The organism is Cognatundibacterium curvum (assembly GCF_014284235.1).
GTDB classification, from domain to species: domain Bacteria; phylum Pseudomonadota; class Gammaproteobacteria; order Burkholderiales; family Burkholderiaceae_D; genus Undibacterium; species Undibacterium curvum.
The window spans coordinates 248,215-271,801 of record NZ_JACOGD010000008.1; the positions used below are offsets into that span (position 1 = coordinate 248,215).

Below are 23,587 nucleotides of genomic sequence, written 5' to 3' on the forward strand. Positions count from 1 at the left end.
ACAGTCACAGGATGGCCGCCTGATAATCGCTTTTCAATTCATCGCATGACACTGAATCAACTCTTATTTCAATTTATACGCCGTCACTGGCGCCAATACTGGCTGGCGGCAGCCATGCTGGGATCGGTAGCGCTGCTGTCGGTCTTGATACCGCGCCGTGTCGGTGTCGTGATAGACGGCTTGGTCAGTCATCAGTTGCAGGGCAAGGCACTGCTGCTCGAGCTCAGCTATCTGCTACTGATGGGGCTGGCAATTTACTTCTTACGGGTAGGCTGGCGCATGCAGCTATTCACTGCTTCCTATCAACTGGGTGCGGAATTACGTACCAGACTGTATCAGCGTCTGAGTCTGCAAGGACAGGACTTTTTTCAGAAGCAGCGTACCGGCGATCTGATGGCCTTAGGTACCAATGATGCCGATGCGATTGAGCTGGCGGCCGGTGAAGCGGCACTGGCAGGCTTTGATGGCAGCCTGACCTTCGCACTGGTGATAGGCATGATGCTGATCGGCGTGGACTGGCGACTGGCGCTCGCAGCACTGCTGCCCTTCCCCTTGATGGCGCTGGCCTTCCGCCGTATCACGCATCATATTCACGAGGCATCGCGTGATGCCTTGCAGCGTTTCAGCCATTTGAATGATCAGGTACAGGAAACCCTGGCCGGTGTGCGCACCGTACGTGCACTCGGGCTGGAACAGCGCAGTGCGCAGCAATTTGCGCTGCTGGCAGAACAGGCGGCACAAGCCAGCCTGACCGCACAGCGCTGGGAAGCGGCGTATGAACCGGCAGTGGGACTGGCCCTGACTTCGGCTGGTGCGCTGACGCTGGGTGTCGGTGGCTATCTGGTGTGGCATGGTGAAATGACGATAGGCTCGCTGACCAGTTTCAGCATGTATCTGGGCCAGCTGATCTGGCCTATGTTTGCTGCTGGCTGGGTGCTGGCTTTACTGGAGCGCGGTAAAGCAGCCTGGGCCAGGCTGGAGCCGGTATTGAATATGGAAATCGCAGTCACAGATCGTGGCCAGCTGAGCACTACACCACAAGGCAGCATACGCGTGCAGCAACTCAGCTACCGCTATCCGGGTCAGACACTTGCTGCGCTGGACCATATCAGTCTGCACATAGCACCAGGTCAGACGATAGGTATCGTCGGCCCAACCGGGGCGGGCAAGTCCACCCTGATCCGCTTATTACAGCGTCAGATAGAAAGCAGCCAAGGTCAGATAGTGTGGGGTGATCAGAACATCGCTGACTACCGCTTGCACACGCTGCGGTCAGCGATTAACTGGGTGGCGCAGGAGCCATTCCTGTTTTCTGCCTCGATCGCCGACAATATCGCGCTGTCCAGACCGGATGCCACGCGTGAGCAAATCATGCATGCAGCGACACTGGCATCGGTACACGAAGATATCATGCGCTTCCCGCAAGGCTATGACACACCGGTCGGCGAGCGTGGTGTCACCTTGTCCGGCGGCCAGCGCCAGCGCGTGGCAATTGCGCGCGCACTGCTGACTGACAGCCCCCTGCTGTTACTCGACGATGCGCTGTCGGCAGTAGATACCGATACTGAAACCCGTATCCTGCAGCATCTGGCCACGCTCAGAAAAACCCATCACCAGCGCGCAGCGGTGATCGTCAGTCATCGTCTCAGCGCAGTGGCCGATGCCGACCACATCATCGTGCTCAAAAATGGGCAAATTCTGGAACAAGGCACACATGCTGAATTACTCGCACAGCCGCATTGGTATGCCTCGCAGTGGCGCTACCAGCAACTGGAGGCCAGCCTGAATGCAATCTGAACGACACAGTCCTATGGCACCTAATTCTGAAAAAAAACTCGCGGTACAACTATTGGTCAATGCCGCCCAGCCGGAACGGCGTCAGGTAATAGCTGGCGTATTCTTCCTGCTCGCTGCGGCTGGGCTGGAAGCCTTAGGCCCCTTACTGGGCAAGGCCTTTATCGATCATTATCTGCTACCGCGCCAGATGGAATGGGGCATGATCGCCTTATTGCTGACGGCTTATCTGCTGACTGGCTGGGGCGCGACCTGGTTACGCTATCTGCAACTGACACGGCTGGCAGGTGTCGCGATGCGCTCGGTACGGCGCTTACGTGAACAGGTCTATCAGCATGTGCTGCGTCTGCCTATGGCCTTCTTCGATAAAGCGATGACGGGACAGCTGGTCAGCCGTGTGACCAACGATACCGAGGCGGTCAAGAATCTGTATGTACAGGTGTTATTCGTAATGCTGGACAGCTCTATCGTGGTGCTTGGTGCGCTGCTGGCCATGGCCTGGCTGGAATGGCGTCTGATGCTGATCGTATTGATGTTAATTCCTGCAGTGGTGCTGATCGTCTGGTTTTATCAGCGCTGGAGCGCGCCCGCCGTCACACGCGCACGGCAACTGCGTAGTGAAATCAATGCCCAGGTCGCGGAAAGCATACAGGGCATGGCAGCGCTGCAGGCCAGCAATGCAGAACAGCGTTTCGGTGAGCGCTTCGGGAACACCAATCAATTGCATTATCAAGCCAGGCTGGATGAGTTACGGGCCAATGCCTGGCTGTTAAGACCTGCGCTCGATCTGATGAATACCCTGTTGTTGGTGATTGTGATTTACAGTTTCAGCCAGCGCAGTTTTTCCGGCATAGAGATAGGTATCTTGTATGCGTTTGTCAGTTATATCGCGCGTGTGGTGGAGCCGCTGATACAAATTACTTTGCAGTTCGGGCAGATACAGCAAGCCGTTGTGTCCGCTGCACGCGTCAATACGCTATTGACTGAAACACTGACCGCCGATCACAGTTGCCAGGCACAGATGCATAGCGGCCAGGTCGATATCGCTGGGCTGCAATTTGGCTATGATGCGGCCCCTCCGGTACTGCATGACATCCATCTGCACATTCCATCCGGTCAGTTTTTCGGCATCGTCGGTCACACTGGCAGCGGCAAATCCAGCCTGATGAGTCTGCTGTTGCGCTTTTATAGCGCGCAGTCTGGCAGCATACGCATGGATGGTCAGGACATCGCCGGATTTTCCGAAGCCGACTTCCGTGCTGCGGTCGGGCTCGTACCGCAGGAACCCTTTCTGCTGGCGGCCAGCGCACGCGAGAATATCGCTATGGGCCGTGACATTCCCGAAGCAGAACTGATTGCTGCCGCCAAAGCCGCGCATGTACATGACTTTATCCTGCAGCTGGAACAGGGTTACGATACCCAGTTAGGCGAAGGTGGCGCACGCTTATCGACCGGTCAGAAACAACTGATTGCGATTGCGCGCGCCCTGGCTGGCAAGCCACGCATCCTGTTCCTGGACGAGGCAACCTCGCATATAGACAGCGAAACTGAGCAAATCGTCCAGGTAGCACTCAATGCACTCAGAGGTAGCGTTACCATCATCGCCATCGCGCATCGCTTGTCCACCATCCGTGATGCCGATAATATCGTGGTCCTGAATCATGGCCGTATCAGCGAGCAAGGCAGCCATGCCGCATTAATGCAGATAGAACAAGGTATCTACCAGAAGCTGTATCTGCTGCAAACTTTAGAGGAATAAACCAAGATGAAATGGATCGCTGCCGTACTGGCATTGCTGGGCGTGGTCGCAGGGGCAGTGCTGGCCTATGTGTTTCTGGTACTAGCCCCGAATCTGCCGGCGCTCGATGCGGTGACGGATTACCGCCCTAAGATACCGCTGCGTATCTATACCGCCGACAATGCACTGATCGGTGAATTCGGCGAAGAACACCGGGAATTTGTGCCGATTAAAGATATTCCCGAAAAACTGAAAACCGCACTGCTGTCGACTGAAGATGCGCGCTTTTACGATCACAGCGGTATCGACTTTATCGGTGCCGGTCGCGCGGTGCTGGCGGATTTGCGCGGTGGTTTTCATCAGGGCGCCTCCACCATTACCATGCAGGTTGCCAGAAATTTTTTCCTGTCTCAGGAAAAAACCGTGAACCGCAAACTGAAGGAATTATTACTCACTACCCGCATTGAAGCCGCACTCAGCAAAGACCAGATTCTGGAACTGTATATGAACCAGATTTATCTGGGTCAGCGCACCCACGGCTTTGCCGGTGCAGCACGTACTTACTTTAATAAATCTCTGAATGATCTGAGCCTGGCAGAGGCTGCCATGTTGGTCGGGATACCGAAAAATCCGGTACGGCATAATCCGGTCAGCAATTTTCAGAAAGCCAAACAAAGACAGGAAGTGGTGCTTAAACTCATGCTCAACCGCGGTGTGATTACCGAAGCACAGTACGACCAGGCTTTGCATGAAAAAATCACTGTGACCGGCAAACAGATTTATGAAACCCATGCTGACTATGTCGCTGAAATGGTCAGACAGAGTATCGTCGAGGAATACAAGGAGCAGGCCTACACCACCGGTATCAAGGTCTACACCACACTGCTGAAAGCGGATCAGGAAGCGGCTTATGACGCGGTACGTAATAATGTCATGGCCTATGATCAGCGCCATGGCTACCGTGGTCCGGAAGCCTTTATCCAGTTACCCGCCGATGAAGATGAACGCGATGATGCAATCGATGAAGCTTTGCGCAAACATCCTTCCAGCGATAAATTACTGGCAGCGGTTGTGACTGAAGTTAGCACCAAAGTCGTCAAGGCTGAGTTGGCCAATGGCGACACCATAGTGATTGATGGCGATGGCTTGAAGTTTGCTGCGGCCGGATTGCAGGCGAAGGCTAAGTCTGACCTGAAGATCACACCAGGTGCGCTGATACGCGTGCTGCAGGATCAGAAAAAACGCTGGAGCATCACTCAGTTGCCGGAAGTCGAAGGCTCGTATGTGGCGCTGAATGCGGAAACTGGCGCTTACCGGGCGCTGGTGGGTGGCTTTGATTTCAACCGCAAAAAATTTAATCATGTCACCAGTGGCTGGCGTCAGCCCGGCTCCAGTATGAAGCCCTTTGTGTATTCGGCCGCACTGGAAAAAGGTTTTTCTCCGTCCACGCTGATCAATGACGTACAGTTGTCCGCCACCTCAGAAGAAGCGCTGCGCTGGGACCCGCGCAATGATGATGGCAAATACGATGGCCCTGTCACGATGCGCACGGCATTGGCGAAATCAAAGAATGTGGTTTCTGTGCGCATCCTCAAAGCGGTTGGCGTCAGCAATGCTCAGAACTGGATCAGCCATTTCGGTTTCAGCAAAGATAAACATCCGGATAATCTGACACTGGCCTTAGGCACAGGTTCAGTCACACCAGTACAGCTGGCAGCAGCCTATGCGGTGTTCGCGAATGGCGGCTATCAGATACAGCCAAATCTGATCACCAAAATCACCGATAGCAAAGGCAATGTATTGAAATCCTATCCGGCGCCAGCCATAGCGCAGGATGCTGACCGCGTGATCGATAGCCGTAACGCCTTTATCATGGATGCCATGCTACGCGAGGTCACGCGCAGTGGTACCGCCGCTGCCGCCAGTATCAGACTGGGGCGACATGATCTGGCCGGAAAAACCGGCACCACCAGCGATGCGGTCGACGGCTGGTTTGCCGGTTATGCCGGAAATGTCGTGGCCGTGGCATGGATGGGTTATGACACGCCTAAATCGCTGGGTGGACGAGAATTCGGTGCGACCCTGGCCTTACCGATCTGGATAGACAGTATGCGTGCTGCGCTGGCTGGGAAAGCGGAAGTTCAGCGTGCTGTACCGGAAGGTCTCAGCAATGCCGAAGGCGACTGGATGTATGCTGAATTTCTGAATGGTGGTGGTGTGCGTACGCTGGACATGAATGAAGCCGCTCCGGCCACACCGGCTACGACGAATAGTCAGGCTGGCACAGCGCAATAAGATAGAGCTGCAATCTACAATCCTCAACAAACATCAACAATCATCAACAATTTTTAGCAAAAAAAAACCCACAGCACGCTGTGGGTAAATATCCTGACCTTTGGAGGAGAAGCAGTAGGACGATCGCATTGTAGCGAAACGGCATGACAGGACAATGACATGCCGGCTGCTTCTTCATGTCAGAATTCAGGCTGCACAAGCAAGCGTATTTTTTTCGTCTTGTGTACGTAAGGCAGCAAAACCTGAGTCCAGATCACTCAGCAGATCTTCAACCGCTTCCAGTCCTACATGCAGACGCAGCATAGGCGCAGCCCATTTCTCTGCATTGATAGTGCGGTAGGATTGCGGATTGGTTGGCAGGATCAGACTTTCATATCCACCCCAGCTAAAACCAATACCAAACAACTGTGTACGGTCGATTAAGGCAGCGACTTGCTGCTGCGTGATATCAGCACGGAATACAGCGCCCATCAGACCACAAGCATACTCAGCACGGAAATCACGTTTCCACAATTCATGGCCAGCCGCACCAGGCATAGGTGGATAGAGAACTTCCGCCACCTCCGGCTGCTCGCTCAGCCAGCGCGCCACGATCTGAGCACTCTCGCGGTGCACCGCCAGACGGGCTGCCATAGTACGCAAGCCACGCAAAGCCAGCGCTGCATCATCACCACCAACTGACATACCCAGCTGTTTGTAGGTAGCTCTTACACGTGCATGCAAAGCTTCGTTAGTCAGAATGGCACCCATCAAGGCATCTGAGTGACCAACGATGTATTTAGTCGCGGCATGGATAGAGACATCAATGCCCAAATCGAATGAAGACCAGCCTATAGGCGTAGCCCAGGTTGAGTCAGACACCACCACAGCGCCTGCTGCATGCGCGACAGCTGCAATCGCTGGAATATCCTGCACTTCGAAAGTCAGCGAGCCAGGAGACTCGACAAATACTACCTTGGTTTCCGGACGCATCAGGCTTGCGATGCCAGCACCAATCAGCGGATCGTAGTAAGTGGTGCTCACGCCTATTTGTTTAAGCAAGCCATCACAGAATTGGCGGGTAGGATCATAAGCAGTATCGACCATCAGCAAATGGTCACCAGGGCCCAGCAGCGCCAGCAAAGTCGTGGTGATCGCCGATAAGCCTGAGGAAGTCAGCATGCAACCCGCAGCGCCTTCAGCTGCACACAGAGCTTGCTCCAGAGCCATCGTGGTCTCGGTCGCGTGACGGCCATAGCAACTGCGGGTGCCATACGCATCCTGCAAGGACGCACAGTCAGGAAACAGCATGGTCGACGCACGCACCAGCGGTGGATTGACCGGGCCATGATGGCTTTTTCCCTTGCGGCCGGCATGGGTCAGGCGGGTGGCAGTGTGCAGGCTGGTATCGTGCGGATTCATACGGGCTCCTCGGTTTAAATCATTTTCTGCAGCACATGACGTGCTGTCACAGAGGTTCACATCCTACCTATCCTGTCAGGAAATTTTTTACCAATTTTCCATGTATTTCATGCTAAATTAAGAAAAATTTTCTACTATTTTATAAATATGGATAAAAAAGACCTAGAAATTCTGCATTTATTACAAAAAGATGCATCTATCGGCATAGCAGAACTGGCCCAGGCCGTGCATTTGTCTGTCACGCCCTGCTGGCGGCGGGTGCAAAAAATGCAGGAGGATGGCGTGATCCGTCAGCATGTAGTGCTGTGTGATCCGGTGCGCCTGAATCTGGGCCTGACCGTGATGGTGACGCTGAAAGCAGCGCGCCACAATGAACAATGGATGCAGCAATTTATCAGCGGTGTGAAAGACATACCGGAAATCGTGGAAATCCTGCGTATGAGTGGCGATATCGACTATCTGTTAAAAGTCCATGTGCCGGATATGGCGGGCTTTGACCAAGTCTACAAAAAACTGGTGCGGGTAGTTGACCTGCAGGATGTGAGTTCCAGCTTTGTGATGGAAGTGATTAAGAGTACCACTGCCCTGCCGCTCGATTATGTGAACATCAAGGCGGCACGGCAGACTTAAGATACGGATGCTTAACCGCGGAAGCGGTAGTGTTCCTGAGTGAACAAATCTATCCCGCACTGCAGATTTTCTATCCAGTCGAGGAAGGCATGGATAGCTTCTTTGCCCTGGAAGTAACGGCCGTGCTGAGGCACCAGCATGTCCACATCCATACCACGCACCATATTTGCCCAATAACGGCAGACCTTATTCGAGACCATGTAGCGCTTGTGGAAACCGCTCATGCTATGCAATTCCTGATAAAACTCTTCTTTGCTGGTGATGGGACGTTCTATATCTTTTGCATCCACCATGGAGGCACCCATATCGCCGGAAAACAGGATTTTCGACTTGCTGTCGTAAAACTGGAAATTGCCTTCCGCATGCAAAAAGTGCGCAGGCACTGCGTGTATCACGGTGTCACGCAGATGCACCGGCATGCCTTCATCGGGAATGCCGATGATACGGCCTTCTGCCCGGTTCAGATTACAGAAATGCGGCACAAAGCGCGACCATAGTTTAGACACATATAAATTACATTCTGTGCTGAATAACCACTTGTCGAGCGCACCGATAATGTCAGGGTCCTGATGCGAAGCAAACAGATACTTTAACTGCTGCTTGGGCAGGTATTTATGCATCGCCAGTACCAGCGAGTTATACGTCAGGTGACCGGAAGGATCGATCATCGCACCTTCACCGTCGGACACGATCAGAAACTGATTGGCCTGCACAGCATGATCTGCTGCATCGTCCTTGATCAGATCATTAAACATGATACAGACATGTTTTCCGTCGTTGTAAAGTTCGATAGCCAATTTTTCTCCCCGCTGCGCTGTCATCCAAAATCGGACATTTGATTGTAACCATTACTACACAGGCAACGTTGACTTACATCAAAACGATGCTTAAGGAGAAATGAATCAAACAGAAAAAAAGACCACCGCAGCGGCAGCTGAGGTGGCCTCAAGAGGAGCATATTTACTTTGTCAGAACGTGCCTTGCAGTGACAAAGACAAGAGCTTGGAATCACCAAAGAAAGGATAAGGATAATGCGACTTGTCTTTAGAAATATCGTATTGCAGTTTCAGCGCCATGTTTTTACGGAAGTCCCAGCGCAAAGACAGATAATGCGACTGACGTCCTTCTGTCGGCTCGGTCACCGTCGTGTATTGCGAGTAGGTATACATCGGTGTCCAGGCACCGAAGTTATAGCCAACACCAAACAAGGCGTATTTATAGATATTGTTAATACCTTTAGACGCATCCTTTTGTTCAAAGCGGTCAAACTCCGATTTGAGCAACCAGTTTTTGTAATCCATATTGATGGATAAGCCCATAATCCGGGTCGGCTGATCTTTCAGCAGGAAAGTAGTGCCAGCGACCGGGTCATTTTGTGACACGGTTTCTTCATGCCGCATCATCATCGCACGTACATCGAAAATCCCATTGTTGACACTGACTGAAGCACCGAGAATTTTTTTCCATGCATCATTGGTCGGCGTGGTGTAATACAGCCGCGTGTAGTAGGGATTGTTATCCGAAGTAAAGCTGCCGGTCCAGGCGCTTGCTGTCATCGCCCAGTCAGATTCGCCCAGCTGACGGCGGTAACTGACATTGCCACCATCGTAGGCATAAATCGGCCAGCCATACACATCCGGTGCCGGGCGCGACCAGGGATAAGCGTAACCGATGTACAAATAGTCGCTGTAGTAATACAAAGGAATACGGAAGCGCCCAGCCTGGAAGGTCCAGTCAGATTCTGCACTCGGTTGCCAGCTCAGATATGCCCAGTCTACCGTTGGGCGTGAACCTTTATTCGGATTCTGTGCGCGCATCACCACTTGCGCGGTGGCTGACAGGGTAGGCGAAAATTCTTTTTTCAATTGCAGACCCAGCAGCGATTCCTGATCCAGTTGCCAGCCCTTGGATTTTTCATATACGCCAGTGTATTCCCAATTCTGTATCGAACATGGACATTGATACTGCTGGTAAGTCCAGGGTGTGGAGCTGCCGAGTGCAGAACCACTGAGTACCTTACCTGCAGTCAGATTATAAAAACCGCTCAGCTTGAGCGAACCGCTTTCATCCAGATCAATCGCTGAAGCCAGACCTGGAAGCAAGAGCATGGCACATACTAACTTCTTCATCGCTATTCTCCTTATCTTGATGTCAGCCCGGCAGATCACGGTACGATCGCGACAACTTTAACGCTGTCGTCTACCGCGGATTTTTCTATGTAACCCATCGCATTTGGGGTTTCACTGACATACTTCTTCACCTCAGCACTGGATTTGAATTCTTTCGGTGCTTTGGCTTTCCCTGTGAAAAGCAGTTTGGACCAAATGGCCTGTACCTGCGCCGGATCTTTATCCAGCACTTTTTTATAAAACTCTGCACGCATCGGTGAGTTTTCTGCGAGCTCCACCGGTGCAAATAAATTAGAGCCGCCCAGATAAAATTGTGCGACCTGATTCAGGAACATTTTGGTGGCGGGATTTTCTTTATTAACGATGATGACCATCTCAGCATGGGCGGGCATGCTCAGGCATCCCACCACGATTACAAAAAGCAAACTCAGGTATCGGCACTTCATGACTCATCCTCCGGTAAAAACTGCAACAGCAGAACAGGACTGACAATGAGGCTATTTCAGGGAAAATACTGGTGGGGAAACAGATTACAGGTGATACAAGGACTGATTTTATGGACTGATAACAAGTAGTCAGCGCAAAAAACGTATTGTTAAACTCAGTCTAGTCATGCTTTTCAGAAATTTCCAATTTGTTTGTGCTGAGCGTCGATTTTCCACAACGAAATAAAAAAGCAGCAGCGGAACCTGGGTTCCGCTGCTGCTTTTGGTACGACGATAAAGGAAATTAAATCAGGTTTTTCCAGATCGCAGTGGTAGGCGCAGCCTGATTCAAAGAGTAAAAATGCAAACCAGGTGCGCCGCCTGCCAACAGACGCTCACACATACTGCTGACCACATCCAGACCAAAGGCCTTGATCGATGCGCTGTCATCGCCATAACTATTGAGCTTCAGGCGTATCCAGCGCGGAATCTCAGCGCCACACATTTCTGAGAAGCGCTGTAACTGACTGCTATTGGTAATCGGCATAATACCGGCCAGCACAGGCACATCCACACCCAGTTTGCGCGCCTCTTCCACAAAACGGAAGTAAGCATCTGCATTATAAAAATACTGGGTAATTGCAGAATTCGCACCCGCCTTCACTTTGCGTACAAAGTTTTGCAGATCATCCTGCGGCGAACGCGCCTGCGGATGCATTTCCGGATAGGCGGCTACCTCGATATGAAACCAGTCACCGGTTTCAGCGCGGATAAACTCAACCAGTTCATTCGCATAGCGGAACTCGCCGCCCATGCCGTAACCACTGGGCAAATCACCGCGCAATGCGACCAGACGACGGATGTCATGCGCCTGATATTGCTGCAGAATCTGACGTATCGATTCGCGGCTGCCGCCGACGCAGGATAAATGCGGAGCCGCTTCAAAACCCTCGCGCCGGATATCGACCACAGTATCGAGCGTACCTTGCTGGGTAGTGCCACCGGCACCGAAAGTCACGGAAAAATATTTAGGCTGCAGCTCAGCCAGCTTAGTACGGGTAACGCGTAGTTTCTCCACCCCTTCAGCGGTCTTAGGCGGAAAAAATTCTATGCTGAAGTTATGTTGATTCATGATTTTTGCAAAATTAAAGTCGACAAAGTCCAGGAGATCACGCTGTATAGCAAGGCGCCACCCACGGCAGACCAGAAGCCAGCCACATGAAAGCCATCCACCATACTCGCCACACCCCAGAACAGCAGGCCATTAATCACAAAAATGAATAAGCCCATGCTGATGACGGTGACCGGCAAAGTCAGCAGCAAGAGCACCGGACGCAATACGGTATTGGCAAAGCCCAGCACCAGCGCGACTAACAGCGCGGTACCAAGGCTATCAATCGTCACCGAATGCATCAGATAAGGAATCGCCAGTAATGCAAGCGCATTCACCAGCCAGATAGCGAGCAGACGCATAGCATCTCCTGTAAAAAAAATCCCCGGTCTGCGCTGACAGAGCCGGGGAAAGGTTCAAATCTTAATAACGGTAGTGTTCCGGCTTGTAAGGACCTTCTTTTTTCACGCCGATGTAGGCAGCCTGTTCATCCGTCAGCACGCTCAATTGTGCATTAAGTTTTTTCAATTGCAGACGCGCGACTTTCTCATCCAGATGCTTAGGCAGGGTGTACACGCCTACTGGATATTGCGCATTGTTGAGGAACAGTTCGATCTGGGCGATAGTCTGATTCGCGAACGAAGAGCTCATCACATAAGATGGGTGACCAGTACCGCAACCCAGATTCACCAGACGGCCTTCAGCCAGCAGAATGATGCGTTTACCATCAGGGAAGATCACATGATCCACTTGTGGCTTGATGTTTTCCCACGTGTATTGCTTGAGCGAGGCGACATCGATTTCATTATCAAAGTGACCGATATTGCAGACGATGGCCTGATCCTTCATCTTCTGCATGTGGGCATGTGAAATCACATGGTAGTTACCGGTAGTGGTCACGAAGATGTCGCCATGTTCCGCTGCATAATCCATCGTCACCACGCGGTAGCCTTCCATCGCTGCCTGCAAGGCGCAGATAGGATCGATTTCTGTGACCCATACCTGGGCAGACAAAGCACGCATCGCTTGTGCAGAGCCCTTGCCGACATCACCGTAACCAGCGATCACAGCGACTTTACCCGCAATCATCACGTCAGTGGCGCGTTTGATGCCGTCAACCAGCGATTCGCGGCAGCCATACAGGTTATCAAATTTAGACTTGGTGACGGAGTCATTGACGTTAATTGCCGGGAAAGCCAGCTTGCCTTCTTTATGCATCTGATACAGACGATGCACACCGGTCGTGGTTTCTTCGGTTACGCCTTTGATCTCAGCCAGGCGCTTGGAGTACCAGGTCGCATCAGTTTTCAGATGGGATTTAATCGCATTGAACAGACAGACTTCTTCTTCGGAGCCTGGATTATCGAGTACCGAAATATCTTTTTCTGCACGGGTGCCGAGGTGCAGCAACAAAGTCGCATCGCCACCGTCATCCAGGATCATGTTGGAATAACCACCATCGGTCCATTCAAAAATGCGGTGCGTGAATTCCCAGTATTCATCCAGGTTTTCGCCTTTGAATGCGAATACCGGCGTACCGCCGGCTGCGATGGCCGCAGCAGCGTGATCCTGAGTCGAGTAAATATTGCAGGAAGCCCAGCGTACCTGTGCGCCCAGTGCATTGAGTGTCTCGATCAGAACTGCAGTCTGTATCGTCATATGCAGCGAACCGGTGATACGTGCGCCTTTGAGCGGCTGGCTGGCAGCGAATTCCTCACGGATCGCCATCAGGCCAGGCATTTCTGTTTCAGCGATCTGAATTTCTTTGCGGCCCCAGTCAGCCAGGCTGATGTCGGCGACGAGGTAGTCTTGAGTTGCTGTTTGAGTAGTCATGATGGCGGCGTTCTCACGCCCTCCTTTCTTAAGAAAAAAGTAACGTGAGCGCAGTTGTGGTCAGCAAGGCCGGAAATTTGTTCATTTTTGCATCATCAGAAACAAGAAAGTCAAACTACCGGCTTACGCCTATGATTCCAAGCCTGGCGGAAAAGAGATTTCCGTCGCAACGCTCCTTGGAAGCTGGGAAGTATAGCGCAGCTCAGGGTTTTCTGCATAGCAAGCTGAACTGCGCGCAGTATTTACGCTAAGCCGCCCCAGCCGGGGTTTTGCTTCTGGCCGTACAAATCAGGTGCATACCGCAGCAATACCGCTGTAATACCGCTGTAAAGCAAAAACGGATGCCAGTCGGGCATCCGTTTTTGTCAAAGCTGGCAAAAGTGCAGTTTTAATGGCCGTCGAAATTGCAAATTGTATACAAAGGCATGCCGCTGTCTTTGATGATCTTAGAGCCGCCTAATTCCGGCAAATCGACGATGACCGCACCTTCAACCACGGTGGCACCCAGACGCTCCAGCAGTTTTTTACCGGCCATCATGGTACCGCCAGTCGCGATCAGGTCATCGATCAGCACCACGCGGTCGCCTTTTTTGCAGGCATCCGCATGCAACTCTACGGTCGCACTGCCATATTCGAGTACATATTCTTCGGATACGGTATGGAAAGGCAGCTTACCTTTTTTACGGATAGGCACAAAACCCAGATTCAGTTCATAAGCCAGCACCGAACCGATAATGAAACCGCGCGCGTCCAGCCCAGCGATCACATCAATTTTTTCATCCATATAGCGGTGTACGAACATATCGATCAGCACACGAAACACCTTGGGGTTTTGCAGCAAAGGGGTGATATCGCGGAACATCACGCCTTCTTGTGGCCAGTTTGGCACGGTGCGGATATGTTCTTTAATGTACTCGGATGGATTTAACATCGCCAGATGTCCTTCAATTTTTAAAAATAACCCGCTATTTTAACAGCCTCAGCTCCGCTCTTGCGACTGCTTCTGAGGTTCCGCGTACCACGATCACATCACCGCTCTGTAAAACCAGCGTATCGTCCGCTTCCTGCCTGGCCTTGCCGCGCCGTATGGTATGGATATCCACCTCCAGCTCGGCCAGCGCCAGCTCGGCAATGCGCTTGCCAACCGCGCTGGCACGTTCGCTTAAGGTGACTGAGTGTAAGCGGATTTGCATGGCATCCGGGCTATCCGCCACATCACTGGCACCATGGAAGAAGCCACGCAGCGATTCATAACGCTCATCGCGCGCAGCCTGCACCCGGTGCACCACGCGCCGCAAAGGCACACCCAGCAAGACCAGTGCATGCGAAGCCAGCATCAGGCTTCCCTCCATCAGCTCAGGCACCACCTCGGTGGCACCGGCGTCGCGCAGCTTTTCCAGATCGACATCATCATGGCTGCGCACAATCACTGGTAAGCCCGGCTGCAGCTCGTGCACAAAGTGCAAAATCTTCAGCGCTGATGCCGTGCTGGTATAAGTAATGACCAAAGCGGCAGCGCGGTGTATGCCAGCCGCGACCAGGCTTTCCTTACGTGCGGCATCACCATAAGACACGTTGGCACCGGCCGTCTGTGCTTCACGTACGCGGTCCGGGTCCAGATCCAAGGCGTGATAATCGATTTTTTCTTCACTCAGCAAACGCGCCAGATTCTGGCCGCTACGACCGAAACCCGCGATGATCACATGTTTGCGGGTCGACATCGTGCGCGCAGCGATTTGCGTCAGGGCCAGCGACTGCATCATCCATTCATTGGCAGAAAACTTCATCACGATTGCATCCGACTTGGCCAGGATGAAGGGCGAGACCAACATAGACAGCACCATCGAGGCCAGAATCAGCTGCAGCAGTTGCGGGTCTATCAGGTTCAGCGCACCGGCCTGATTCAATAAAACAAAGCCGAACTCACCTGCCTGCGCCAAGGCCAAGCCGGTACGCAGGGCGACACTGGTGGATGAGCCAAACAGACGTGCCAATCCAGCAATCAACACCAGCTTCAGCAGCAAGGGGCCGATAAACAGGAACAGCACCATCCACACATTCTGCGCCACCAGCTTCAGATTCAGCAGCATGCCTATGGTGATAAAGAACAGACCCAGCAACACGTCACGGAAGGGCTTAATATCCTCTTCCACCTGATGCCGGTATTCAGTTTCAGAAATCAGCATGCCTGCGACGAAAGCGCCGAGCGCCATCGACAAACCGGCTTTCTCGGTCAGCCAGGCCGCACCCAGCGTGATCAGGAGCAGGTTCAGCATGAATAATTCCTGCGAGCGTCGCTTCACCACCAGCTTAAACCAGCCACGCATCAGGCTCTGCCCGACCACCAGCAGCAAGACCAGCACCAGCACGGCCTTGCCACCGGCCCACAGCAGGGTAGTGACTATATTGTCTGAGTGGGTAGCAAGCGCCGGTACCAGGATCAGCAGCGGTACCACGGCCAGATCCTGAAATAACAGGATGCTGATAATCTGACGGCCATGCAGGCTTTCCAGCTCCAGGCGTTCCGTGAGCATTTTCGACACAATCGCTGTGGATGACATGGCAAGCGCGCCACCCAATGCGAATGCGGCTTCCCAGCCTATCTGAAAGAACTTGGGCAAGCAGTAGCTGGCCAGCCAGCCACTGCAGAGGCTGGCCAGGATAGTCACCAATACCTGCGCCATCCCAAGTCCAAATACCTGCTTGCGCATGGCCATCAGCTTGGGCAGGGAGAATTCCAGCCCGATTGAAAACATCAGAAACACGACGCCGAATTCCGCCATTTCATGAGTCACTGCGCCATCTTCAGCAAAACCCAGGCCAAATGGGCCAATGACCACACCGACCACCAGATAACCCAGTATCGGCGGCAATTGCAGCATGCGGAAAGCGACCACCCCCAGAACGGCGGCGGCCAGTAAAGATAAGGTGGTGTCGAGAGCATTCATAAAGACATTATTGCCGAAAATGCTGGCAAACCGGTGTTTCCATTGAATAAATTGCTCGATTTCAAGAAAGTCTGTCGCTGGATAGGCTGAGTATGCTCACGCGCGCCTGATACACTCCTGTGAATCGGCGACCACCCGGATGCCATACAGATTCCGGTAAAGCAAATTATGTTACATCTGGCAGAGTTTTTGCTTACAGGATTTCGTTTATACTTCGTGCATGAATCAATTCACTGCTCCCTTAACCTCTGACGACACGTCAAAGTCTGGCTGCACCAGTGCAGCGCAGCGGGCGGTCATGCTGGCCGCAACTACCCTGCAAATTGAAGCCGATGCACTCCATCATCTGCGGCAGCGCCTGCAGGCAGAAGATGCCGCTGCTTTTGCGCAGGCGGTCGACATGTTGCTGTCCTGCAACGGCCGTGTGGTCGTTTCCGGCATCGGAAAATCCGGTCATATTGGTCGCAAAATCGCAGCGACTTTCGCCTCTACCGGTACGCCATCTTTTTTTGTCCATCCAGCCGAAGCAGCCCATGGCGATCTGGGGATGATCACTCCGCAGGATGTGTTTATTGCCATTTCTTATTCCGGCGAAGCGGCCGAGCTGATGTCCATCGTCCCCATCATCAAGCGTCTGGGTGTGAAACTGATCGCGATGACCGGTAAGCCGCAATCCAGTCTGGCGCAAATCGCTGATGCGCACCTGAACCTGCATGTCGAAAAAGAAGCCTGCCCGCTGAATCTGGCACCAACTGCCAGTACCACCGTCACACTGGCGCTGGGCGATGCACTGGCGGTTGCGGTACTTGATGCGCGCGGCTTTCGCGAGGAAGACTTTGCGCGCTCGCATCCAGGGGGCGCCCTGGGGCGCCGCCTGCTGACCCATGTCAGAGACGTCATGCGTACCGGGGACGCAATTCCCAGCGTGACGCCGGATACAAAACTGACCAGCGCCCTGCTTGAAATCACCAAAAAAGGTATGGCGATGACGGCGGTGGTGAATGCAGAAAATCAGATCGTCGGTGTGTTCACGGACGGTGACTTACGCCGCATGATGGAGACCGTACAGGATTTCACACAAATTTCAATTGCCGATGTGATGCATTCGAATCCACGCCGCATACGTCCGGAACAACTCGCGGTCGAAGCTGTAGAGATTATGGAAACCTACCGCATTAACCAGTTACTGGTAGCGGATGCAAACGGCCGTCTGGTCGGTGCGCTGCATATCCACGATTTAACCCGTGCCAAGGTGATCTGATGAGCGACTATTTACTTAAAGCGGCGCAGGTCAGGCTGATGATATTTGATGTGGACGGTATCCTGACCGATGGCAGTCTGCATTTTGGTCCTGAAGGCGAAGCTTTAAAAACCTTCAATGTACTTGATGGCCAGGGCATACGGCTGCTGCAGGATGCGGGCATCGCGACGGCCATTATCAGTGCCAGACAATCGGCTATCGTGTCAAAACGTGCTGCTGATCTCGGTATCACCCATGTGCGTCAGGGCATACATGATAAGCAGTCTGCCTTCCTGAGTTTAATCGCAGAATTAGACATCCCTGCAGCAGCCTGCGGTTTCATCGGCGATGACGTGATTGACTTACCGGTGTTGAACCGGGTCGGATTTTCTGTCAGCGTACCAAATGGTCACGCCGAAGTCCGGCAGCGTGTGGATTTCGTGACGACTGTGGGCGGCGGCAAAGGTGCAGTGCGCGAAATCTGCGACATTATCCTGCGCGCCCAGGATAAGTATGATCAGGCTTTGGCACGCTATCTGTCATGAAACGCCAAGTCACTATCGATCAGGCGCGCAGCTGGATGGGAGTGGCGGCACTGGGCGTCGTGGTGCTGGCCGGTATCTGGATCCATCAGGTCATACACCGTCAGGGTGATGAAGCTGCAGGTCGTCTGCAAAATCGTAAAGAACCTGACTATTATGTGGAAAAATTTAATTTCATTAAATTATCCAATAACGGTCAGGCCAATTATCACGTTCAGGGCGATAAGCTGATCCACTTGCCGCAGACTGATCAGTATGAAATCACCAATCCACTGATACATAGTTTTGACGAACGCAGACAACCGGTCACGATACAGGCCAAACGCGCGGTGGTAGAACAAAAATCTACCAATCCACTGTTAAACCGCAGCTATGATCAAGTCCATTTTTATGAGAATGTGATCGTAGCGCAGACCTCGGCTGATCCCAAGAATTTTTTCCAGTTAAGCTCTGAATACCTGCTGATGCTGCCAGATTCAGACATTGTTAAGACGGATCAGGCAGTCCGTATGCAGACTTACAAAGTAGATGCCACTGCGATAGGAATTGAAGCGAACAACCTGACTCAACAAGTCAGCTTTCTCAGCAAAGTCCATATGCGTGTCAAGCGGCGCCCAGACCTGGCAACACCGCCCTCACAACCAGATATCAGGAAATAAATATATGCACCTTTCTTTACGACACCTAGTCACTGTAGCCAGTCTGCTGATGTCCTGCACGCTGTCGCCATTCGCCCATGCAGAAAAAGCAGATGCATTGAAAGATGCGGTGATTGAAGCAGGTAAAAGCTTCTACGATTTGAAAAAAAATCTGAATGTGCTGTCACTCGGCGTCACCATCACTCGTGGCACGCTGTTGATTCAGGCAGATAATGCGACCATACAGGAAGAAAAAGACGGTACACAGATCGTCACCCTGCTCGGAAAAAATCATGGTCTGATTACCTTCCGTCAAAAAATGGATGGCCCGAATGAGCGCTGGTTAGAAGGCGAAGCGGAAAAAGCTGTCTACAATGAAAAAACTGAAATCGTCGTTTTCACGACCCGTGCCAAGGTCCGCAATATTGAAGCTAACAAAGTAATGCAGGAACAATTCGGCGAATATTTATCCTATGACAGCCGTAATGAAGTGCTGACCGGAACCAATAGCGTCAGCGGTGAACACGATACAGCCAAGCCACGGACTCAACTTATCCTGCGCAGCAAATCGGCGTCCGGTACAACACAGGCTCAATAAAATGCTGGCTAAAGATAACACTTTGCAAGTCAAAGGGCTGAAAAAAAGCTATGGCGCGCGCCAGGTAGTCAGAGATGTATCGCTGATGGTGAAAAGCGGTGAAGTGGTGGGCTTGCTAGGGCCGAATGGTGCCGGCAAGACGACTTCGTTTTATATGATCGTTGGCCTGGTGCCGTCTGACAGCGGCGAGATAGGCATTAACGGTGTCGATGTTTCCGCATTACCGATTCATCAGCGTGCGGTGCTTGGCCTGTCCTATCTGCCGCAAGAGGCTTCTGTATTTCGCAAGCTGACGGTAGAAGAAAACATACGTGCCGTGCTGGAATTAAAAAAAGACAAGCGCGGCAAATTCCTGAGCAAGGACGAAATCAGTCAACGCCTGAATCAGTTATTAGCGGATCTGCAAATAGAACATATACGTGAAAACCCAGCCTTATCTCTGTCTGGCGGCGAGCGCCGCCGGGTGGAAATTGCGCGTGCACTTGCGACCGATCCCTTGTTTGTGCTGCTCGATGAGCCATTTGCCGGCGTTGATCCGATTGCGGTGATTGAGATACAACGCATCGTACGCTTCCTCAAAGGACGTGGAATCGGCGTCCTGATTACAGATCATAATGTACGTGAAACCCTGGGGATCTGCGATCATGCCTACATTATCAATCAGGGGGCAGTCCTGGCCAGCGGCAAGCCAGATGATATTATCCAAAACGAATCTGTGCGCCGGGTTTATCTCGGAGAACACTTCCGCATGTAACCGGGCGCATCATGAAACAAAGTCTGCAACTTCGTACTTCGCAACACCTTGCCCTGACGCCGCAACTGCAGCAGTCTATCCGTCTGCTGCAACTTTCCACGCTTGAGTTGCATCAGGAACTGGAATCCCTGCTGATCGAGAATCCTTTATTAGAGCGCGTAGATGATCCTCTGGATCATGCCATCCGCCTGCTGGCCGACGGCGCAATAACACAGAATACCCCGGATGCTACGGCAGACAAAGATAGCAATGCCCAGAACGAACAGCCTGTGGCCGACAGTCCGGCAGAAGCCGACTTTGCCGCCAGCGAGAGTGTGAGCGCGGAAGACTGGAGCTTTGACGAAGTTCCATCCGGATCGCGCCAGGCAGACGACGATGATGGCCGGCCTCAGCTGGAAGCGGCCAGCATCAGTCTGCGTGAACATTTGCTGGAACAGATGCGCGTCAATCTGCGCGGTGCTCGTGACCTCGCCTTGTGTGAGCTGATTATCGATGCGCTCGATGATAATGGTTATCTGACTGAGAGTCTGGACGAGATCCACTCCAGCCTGCCGTTGGAATTGCGTGTGGAACCGGAAGAGTTGCAGTTTGCCTTAAATATGGTGCAGAGCTTTGACCCCCCCGGCATTGCAGCACGTAATCTGTCTGAATGCCTGGCATTACAGATACGCCGTCTCCCCAAAATTCCTGTCGTGACGCGCAGACTGGCGCTGGCGATTATTGAGCAGCAATTAAACTTATTCGCGCAGCGTGATTTCACGAAGTTAAAAAAAATCTTTGCCTGTGACGATGAGGATTTGCGGGAAGCGCAGGCTGTGATACGCCTGTGCGATCCACGTCCCGGGTCCGCCTTTGCGCAGCAGGCTGCAGACTATGTGGTACCCGATGTGATTGTGCGTAAATGTGGTCAGCAATGGCAGGTATTACTGAATCAGGATGTGATGCCTAAACTGCGTGTCAGCAGCATGTATGCACAAATGGCAAAAGATAATAAAAATGAATGCAGCCTTGGCACCCAGCTGCAGGAAGCACGCTGGCTGATCAAAAATATGCGGCAGCGCTTCGATACTATTTTGCGCGTTGCACAAGCAATTGTAGAAAGACAAAAGAATTTTTTCACACACGGTGCTGTCGCCATGCGCCCCCTTGTTTTGCGCGAAATAGCTGATACACTAGGTTTACACGAAAGTACGATTTCTCGTGTAACGACCCAAAAATACATGCTGACCCCGCATGGGATGTTTGAGTTGAAGTACTTTTTCGGCAGCCACGTTGCGACGGAAACCGGGGGGGAAGCATCGTCCACCGCAATACGCGCTCTCATCAAGCAGCTAATAGGAGCAGAAGACCAGAAGAGCCCACTCTCTGACAGTAAAATCGCAGACATGCTGGGCGAACAGGGTATGGTCATTGCGCGACGCACCGTTGCCAAATACCGTGAAGCCTTGAAAATCCCACCAGTCAGTTTGCGTAAAACTTTGTAACTCAGTTCTTGTAATCACGGCTTTAATTGCTATATATGATTTAGCTCAGTACCAATCAGATGAGATGAGCGCATCATCATAGCGAGTATTTAGCAAGTAACGTCACCATAGGAGCACAGTATGAATCTCACCATCAGTGGACATCACGTCGAAGTCACTCCTGCAATCCGTGAATATGTACAAACTAAGCTGGAACGCGTCCGGCGTCACTTCGATCAGGTCATTGATATTGCCGTCATCCTGACGGTCGATAAGCTCCGCGAGAAAGAGAAACGCCATAAGGCTGATATCAATCTGCATATCAGCGGAAAAGATATTCATGTTGAAAGTCTGGCGCACGATCTGTATGCCGCAATTGATGCACTGATAGACAAACTGGACCGTCAGGTGATCAAACACAAAGACAAGATCCAGGATCATCACCACGAAGCGATCAAACACATGCCTGACCCAGCGTCGGCATAACACATCTCCCTCAGGGGATCACTCAAAAGGACGCGGCTTGCGTCCTTTTTTGTTGGCATAAAATGTAAGCAAAGTTTGATCTGCAGGCAGATCACAGCATAAAATTGCTGACCTTAATGAATTTTCTGATTCTCTATGAGCGACTATCTTCTCACTTCAGTACTCAACCAAATAGCTTACATCACGCTGGACAGGCCAAAGGCGCTGAATTCACTCTCGCTTGATATGGTACGTGGCATTACCGCGGCGCTGATGGCATGGCGCGATGATCCCGAAATACGCGCAGTGGTATTGCAAAGCAGTAGTGAAAAGGCCTTATGTGCAGGCGGTGATATCCGCTTCTTTTATGATGTAGGCACGGCCAGCCCGCGAGGCGACAGCGCATTACTGGAAGACTTCTTCACAGAAGAATACGCTCTCAATCATCTGATTCATTTCTATCCTAAGCCATATATCGCATTGATGAATGGTGTGGTCATGGGCGGTGGCATGGGCATCGCCCAGGCAGGTCCGCAATCCTGTGTCAGGATAGTGACGGAACGGACCAAGATGGCGATGCCGGAAGTGAATATCGGTCTGTTCCCTGATGTAGGCGGCGGTTATTTTCTGTCCCGTACGCCAGGCCAATGCGGCAGTTATCTGGGTTTAAGCGGTGAAGTGATCGGTGCTGCCGACGCCTTATATGCAGGCCTTGCTGACGTATTTATTCCTTCGACCGAGTTACCCGCATTGATGCAGCTGTTACATACCAGCGATGCCACTGACCTGCGCGCACGGATTCATCAGTTTGCAGCAGCTTACCGCGACCAGGCTGATCCTGCAGGTTCGCAACTGGCACAACAACGTAGCCTGATTGATTCGGTCTTCAGTGCGGACTCCGTCGCCGACATTATGCAAGCACTGCGCGAAGAAGGCAGCGATTTTGCACAAAAGACGGCGAACACTATGGCCAGGCGTTCACCACTGATGATGTGCGTCACATTAGAACAACTCCGACGCAGTGCCACTATGACAGTGTCTGACTGCCTGCGTATGGAGCGCGATATGGTCAGACATTGCTTCAAACATGGCGAAGTGATTGAAGGCGTACGCGCCTTGGTGGTCGATAAGGACAATACACCAGCCTGGTCACCAGCCAGTCTGGAAGAAGTCAGCCGTAGCCAGGTTCTCAGTTTCTTTGCACAGGTGTGGCCAGACTATGCGCATCCTTTAAGAGAGCTTCAGGAACTCGCATTCTAAGAATGCTTGGCTATTCGTTTGAATAAGTCTGAACTAACTGAGTAAAGCCTAGAAACAACAAAGGGAGAACGCGCAAGCGTTCTCCCTTTGTTTTTATTTTCTGATTTTTGATTTTTGATTTTTGATTTTTGGTTTATGTTTTTCGCTCTTCGGCTGCTAGCAGCTTGCAAAGCGCAGAACCACAAAGCCTAAAGCACACCTAAAAGCAAAACCCCCCGTTACTACTGTAACGAGGGGTTTTTAAAGGGAGCCTGACGATAACCTACTTTCACACTGGTTGCAGCACTATCATTGGCGCAGAGTCGTTTCACGGTCCTGTTCGG

At 52.1% G+C, this 23,587-nt stretch carries 21 protein-coding genes and 1 riboswitch; of the genes, 12 read left to right on the forward strand and 9 right to left on the reverse strand.

The genetic code is table 11. The features are described 5' to 3' along the window. The first annotated feature begins 45 nt into the window (after positions 1-45). From H8K43_RS15960 to H8K43_RS15970, 3 genes are read left to right on the forward strand one after another with little or no spacing between them, the layout of a single operon-like run. The gene (locus H8K43_RS15960; RefSeq protein ID WP_186904745.1) at positions 46-1,797 is read left to right on the forward strand and encodes an ABC transporter ATP-binding protein; all 1,752 of its coding nucleotides are present in this window, start codon (positions 46-48) and stop codon (positions 1,795-1,797) included. After that, complete coding sequence (locus H8K43_RS15965) at positions 1,787-3,553, forward strand: ABC transporter ATP-binding protein (protein WP_230404030.1); 1,767 nt, start codon at positions 1,787-1,789, stop codon at positions 3,551-3,553. The genes H8K43_RS15960 and H8K43_RS15965 overlap by 11 nt, the downstream gene beginning before the upstream one ends. A 6-nt stretch (positions 3,554-3,559) precedes the next feature. Beyond that, positions 3,560-5,827 (forward strand): penicillin-binding protein 1A, encoded by a 2,268-nt coding sequence (locus tag H8K43_RS15970; RefSeq protein ID WP_186904746.1) that lies wholly within the window; start codon positions 3,560-3,562, stop codon positions 5,825-5,827. Positions 5,828-6,013: 186 nt separating this feature from the next. On the opposite strand, the gene metC is transcribed toward H8K43_RS15970, so the two are convergent. Next, positions 6,014-7,228, reverse strand: a complete 1,215-nt coding sequence (metC, locus tag H8K43_RS15975) for a cystathionine beta-lyase (protein WP_186904747.1) — start codon at positions 7,226-7,228, stop codon at positions 6,014-6,016. Positions 7,229-7,375: 147 nt separating this feature from the next. On the opposite strand from metC, the gene H8K43_RS15980 reads away from it, so the two are divergent. Next, entirely contained in the window at positions 7,376-7,858 is a 483-nt protein-coding gene (locus H8K43_RS15980; protein ID WP_186904748.1) for an Lrp/AsnC family transcriptional regulator, read from the forward strand. A gap of 11 nt (positions 7,859-7,869) precedes the next feature. Here the strand turns inward: H8K43_RS15980 and H8K43_RS15985 are convergent, their stop codons facing one another. The 8 genes from H8K43_RS15985 to H8K43_RS16020 form a co-directional block, all read right to left on the reverse strand. After that, positions 7,870-8,655, reverse strand: coding sequence for an oxygen-binding di-iron domain-containing protein (locus H8K43_RS15985; protein ID WP_186904749.1), 786 nt, complete (start codon positions 8,653-8,655; stop codon positions 7,870-7,872). A gap of 171 nt (positions 8,656-8,826) precedes the next feature. Beyond that, positions 8,827-9,987 carry a porin gene (locus tag H8K43_RS15990; protein WP_186904750.1) on the reverse strand — a complete coding sequence of 387 codons (1,161 nt, stop codon included), beginning with the start codon at positions 9,985-9,987 and terminating at the stop codon, positions 8,827-8,829. A gap of 35 nt (positions 9,988-10,022) precedes the next feature. Beyond that, positions 10,023-10,433: a type 2 periplasmic-binding domain-containing protein gene (locus H8K43_RS15995; protein ID WP_186904751.1), complete on the reverse strand. Its 411-nt coding sequence runs from the start codon at positions 10,431-10,433 to the stop codon at positions 10,023-10,025. A 283-nt stretch (positions 10,434-10,716) separates the two neighbouring features. Next, the gene (gene metF, locus H8K43_RS16000; protein ID WP_186904752.1) at positions 10,717-11,544 is read right to left on the reverse strand and encodes a methylenetetrahydrofolate reductase [NAD(P)H]; all 828 of its coding nucleotides are present in this window, start codon (positions 11,542-11,544) and stop codon (positions 10,717-10,719) included. Further along, positions 11,541-11,885 carry a phage holin family protein gene (locus H8K43_RS16005; RefSeq protein ID WP_162020622.1) on the reverse strand — a complete coding sequence of 115 codons (345 nt, stop codon included), beginning with the start codon at positions 11,883-11,885 and terminating at the stop codon, positions 11,541-11,543. Before H8K43_RS16005 ends, metF begins: the two co-directional genes overlap by 4 nt. Positions 11,886-11,946: 61 nt before the next feature. Then, positions 11,947-13,356, reverse strand: a complete 1,410-nt coding sequence (gene ahcY, locus H8K43_RS16010) for an adenosylhomocysteinase (RefSeq protein WP_186904753.1) — start codon at positions 13,354-13,356, stop codon at positions 11,947-11,949. A 39-nt stretch (positions 13,357-13,395) separates the two neighbouring features. Then, a riboswitch (S-adenosyl-L-homocysteine riboswitch) is annotated at positions 13,396-13,540 on the reverse strand. 204 nt (positions 13,541-13,744) lie between these two features. Continuing rightward, positions 13,745-14,287 (reverse strand): adenine phosphoribosyltransferase, encoded by a 543-nt coding sequence (locus tag H8K43_RS16015; RefSeq protein ID WP_162020620.1) that lies wholly within the window; start codon positions 14,285-14,287, stop codon positions 13,745-13,747. A gap of 34 nt (positions 14,288-14,321) precedes the next feature. Then, the gene (locus H8K43_RS16020; RefSeq protein ID WP_186904754.1) at positions 14,322-16,304 is read right to left on the reverse strand and encodes a monovalent cation:proton antiporter family protein; all 1,983 of its coding nucleotides are present in this window, start codon (positions 16,302-16,304) and stop codon (positions 14,322-14,324) included. 298 nt (positions 16,305-16,602) lie between these two features. On the opposite strand from H8K43_RS16020, the gene H8K43_RS16025 reads away from it, so the two are divergent. From H8K43_RS16025 to H8K43_RS16060, 8 genes are all read left to right on the forward strand, one after another. Continuing rightward, positions 16,603-17,565 (forward strand): KpsF/GutQ family sugar-phosphate isomerase, encoded by a 963-nt coding sequence (locus tag H8K43_RS16025; protein WP_222611065.1) that lies wholly within the window; start codon positions 16,603-16,605, stop codon positions 17,563-17,565. After that, positions 17,565-18,089, forward strand: a complete 525-nt coding sequence (locus tag H8K43_RS16030) for a KdsC family phosphatase (RefSeq protein WP_186904756.1) — start codon at positions 17,565-17,567, stop codon at positions 18,087-18,089. Before H8K43_RS16025 ends, H8K43_RS16030 begins: the two co-directional genes overlap by 1 nt. Then, the gene (lptC, locus tag H8K43_RS16035) at positions 18,086-18,745 is read left to right on the forward strand and encodes an LPS export ABC transporter periplasmic protein LptC (protein WP_186904757.1); all 660 of its coding nucleotides are present in this window, start codon (positions 18,086-18,088) and stop codon (positions 18,743-18,745) included. The genes H8K43_RS16030 and lptC overlap by 4 nt, the downstream gene beginning before the upstream one ends. Before the next feature lie 4 nt (positions 18,746-18,749). Continuing rightward, entirely contained in the window at positions 18,750-19,322 is a 573-nt protein-coding gene (gene lptA / locus H8K43_RS16040; RefSeq protein WP_186904758.1) for a lipopolysaccharide transport periplasmic protein LptA, read from the forward strand. Between the two features lies 1 nt (position 19,323). After that, entirely contained in the window at positions 19,324-20,076 is a 753-nt protein-coding gene (gene lptB, locus H8K43_RS16045) for an LPS export ABC transporter ATP-binding protein (RefSeq protein ID WP_186904759.1), read from the forward strand. Positions 20,077-20,087: 11 nt separating this feature from the next. Next, on the forward strand, positions 20,088-21,560 hold the full coding sequence (locus tag H8K43_RS16050) for an RNA polymerase factor sigma-54 (RefSeq protein WP_186904760.1): 1,473 nt from the start codon (positions 20,088-20,090) through the stop codon (positions 21,558-21,560). Positions 21,561-21,680: 120 nt separating this feature from the next. After that, entirely contained in the window at positions 21,681-22,025 is a 345-nt protein-coding gene (hpf, locus tag H8K43_RS16055; RefSeq protein WP_162020613.1) for a ribosome hibernation-promoting factor, HPF/YfiA family, read from the forward strand. Positions 22,026-22,160: 135 nt separating this feature from the next. Continuing rightward, positions 22,161-23,264, forward strand: a complete 1,104-nt coding sequence (locus tag H8K43_RS16060) for an enoyl-CoA hydratase/isomerase family protein (RefSeq protein ID WP_186904761.1) — start codon at positions 22,161-22,163, stop codon at positions 23,262-23,264. Positions 23,265-23,587 lie beyond the last annotated feature (323 nt).

Coding starts and splice junctions, on each gene's coding strand:
- H8K43_RS15960 (WP_186904745.1), top strand. CDS start 46: ATGACACTGAATCAACTCTTATTTCAATTTATACGCCGTCACTGGCGC.
- H8K43_RS15965 (WP_230404030.1), top strand. CDS start 1,787: ATGCAATCTGAACGACACAGTCCTATGGCACCTAATTCTGAAAAAAAA.
- H8K43_RS15970 (WP_186904746.1), top strand. CDS start 3,560: ATGAAATGGATCGCTGCCGTACTGGCATTGCTGGGCGTGGTCGCAGGG.
- metC (WP_186904747.1), bottom strand. CDS start 7,228: ATGAATCCGCACGATACCAGCCTGCACACTGCCACCCGCCTGACCCAT.
- H8K43_RS15980 (WP_186904748.1), top strand. CDS start 7,376: ATGGATAAAAAAGACCTAGAAATTCTGCATTTATTACAAAAAGATGCA.
- H8K43_RS15990 (WP_186904750.1), bottom strand. CDS start 9,987: ATGAAGAAGTTAGTATGTGCCATGCTCTTGCTTCCAGGTCTGGCTTCA.
- H8K43_RS15995 (WP_186904751.1), bottom strand. CDS start 10,433: ATGAAGTGCCGATACCTGAGTTTGCTTTTTGTAATCGTGGTGGGATGC.
- metF (WP_186904752.1), bottom strand. CDS start 11,544: ATGAATCAACATAACTTCAGCATAGAATTTTTTCCGCCTAAGACCGCT.
- H8K43_RS16005 (WP_162020622.1), bottom strand. CDS start 11,885: ATGCGTCTGCTCGCTATCTGGCTGGTGAATGCGCTTGCATTACTGGCG.
- ahcY (WP_186904753.1), bottom strand. CDS start 13,356: ATGACTACTCAAACAGCAACTCAAGACTACCTCGTCGCCGACATCAGC.
- H8K43_RS16015 (WP_162020620.1), bottom strand. CDS start 14,287: ATGTTAAATCCATCCGAGTACATTAAAGAACATATCCGCACCGTGCCA.
- H8K43_RS16020 (WP_186904754.1), bottom strand. CDS start 16,304: ATGAATGCTCTCGACACCACCTTATCTTTACTGGCCGCCGCCGTTCTG.
- H8K43_RS16025 (WP_222611065.1), top strand. CDS start 16,603: ATGCTGGCCGCAACTACCCTGCAAATTGAAGCCGATGCACTCCATCAT.
- H8K43_RS16030 (WP_186904756.1), top strand. CDS start 17,565: ATGAGCGACTATTTACTTAAAGCGGCGCAGGTCAGGCTGATGATATTT.
- lptC (WP_186904757.1), top strand. CDS start 18,086: ATGAAACGCCAAGTCACTATCGATCAGGCGCGCAGCTGGATGGGAGTG.
- lptA (WP_186904758.1), top strand. CDS start 18,750: ATGCACCTTTCTTTACGACACCTAGTCACTGTAGCCAGTCTGCTGATG.
- lptB (WP_186904759.1), top strand. CDS start 19,324: ATGCTGGCTAAAGATAACACTTTGCAAGTCAAAGGGCTGAAAAAAAGC.
- H8K43_RS16050 (WP_186904760.1), top strand. CDS start 20,088: ATGAAACAAAGTCTGCAACTTCGTACTTCGCAACACCTTGCCCTGACG.
- hpf (WP_162020613.1), top strand. CDS start 21,681: ATGAATCTCACCATCAGTGGACATCACGTCGAAGTCACTCCTGCAATC.
- H8K43_RS16060 (WP_186904761.1), top strand. CDS start 22,161: ATGAGCGACTATCTTCTCACTTCAGTACTCAACCAAATAGCTTACATC.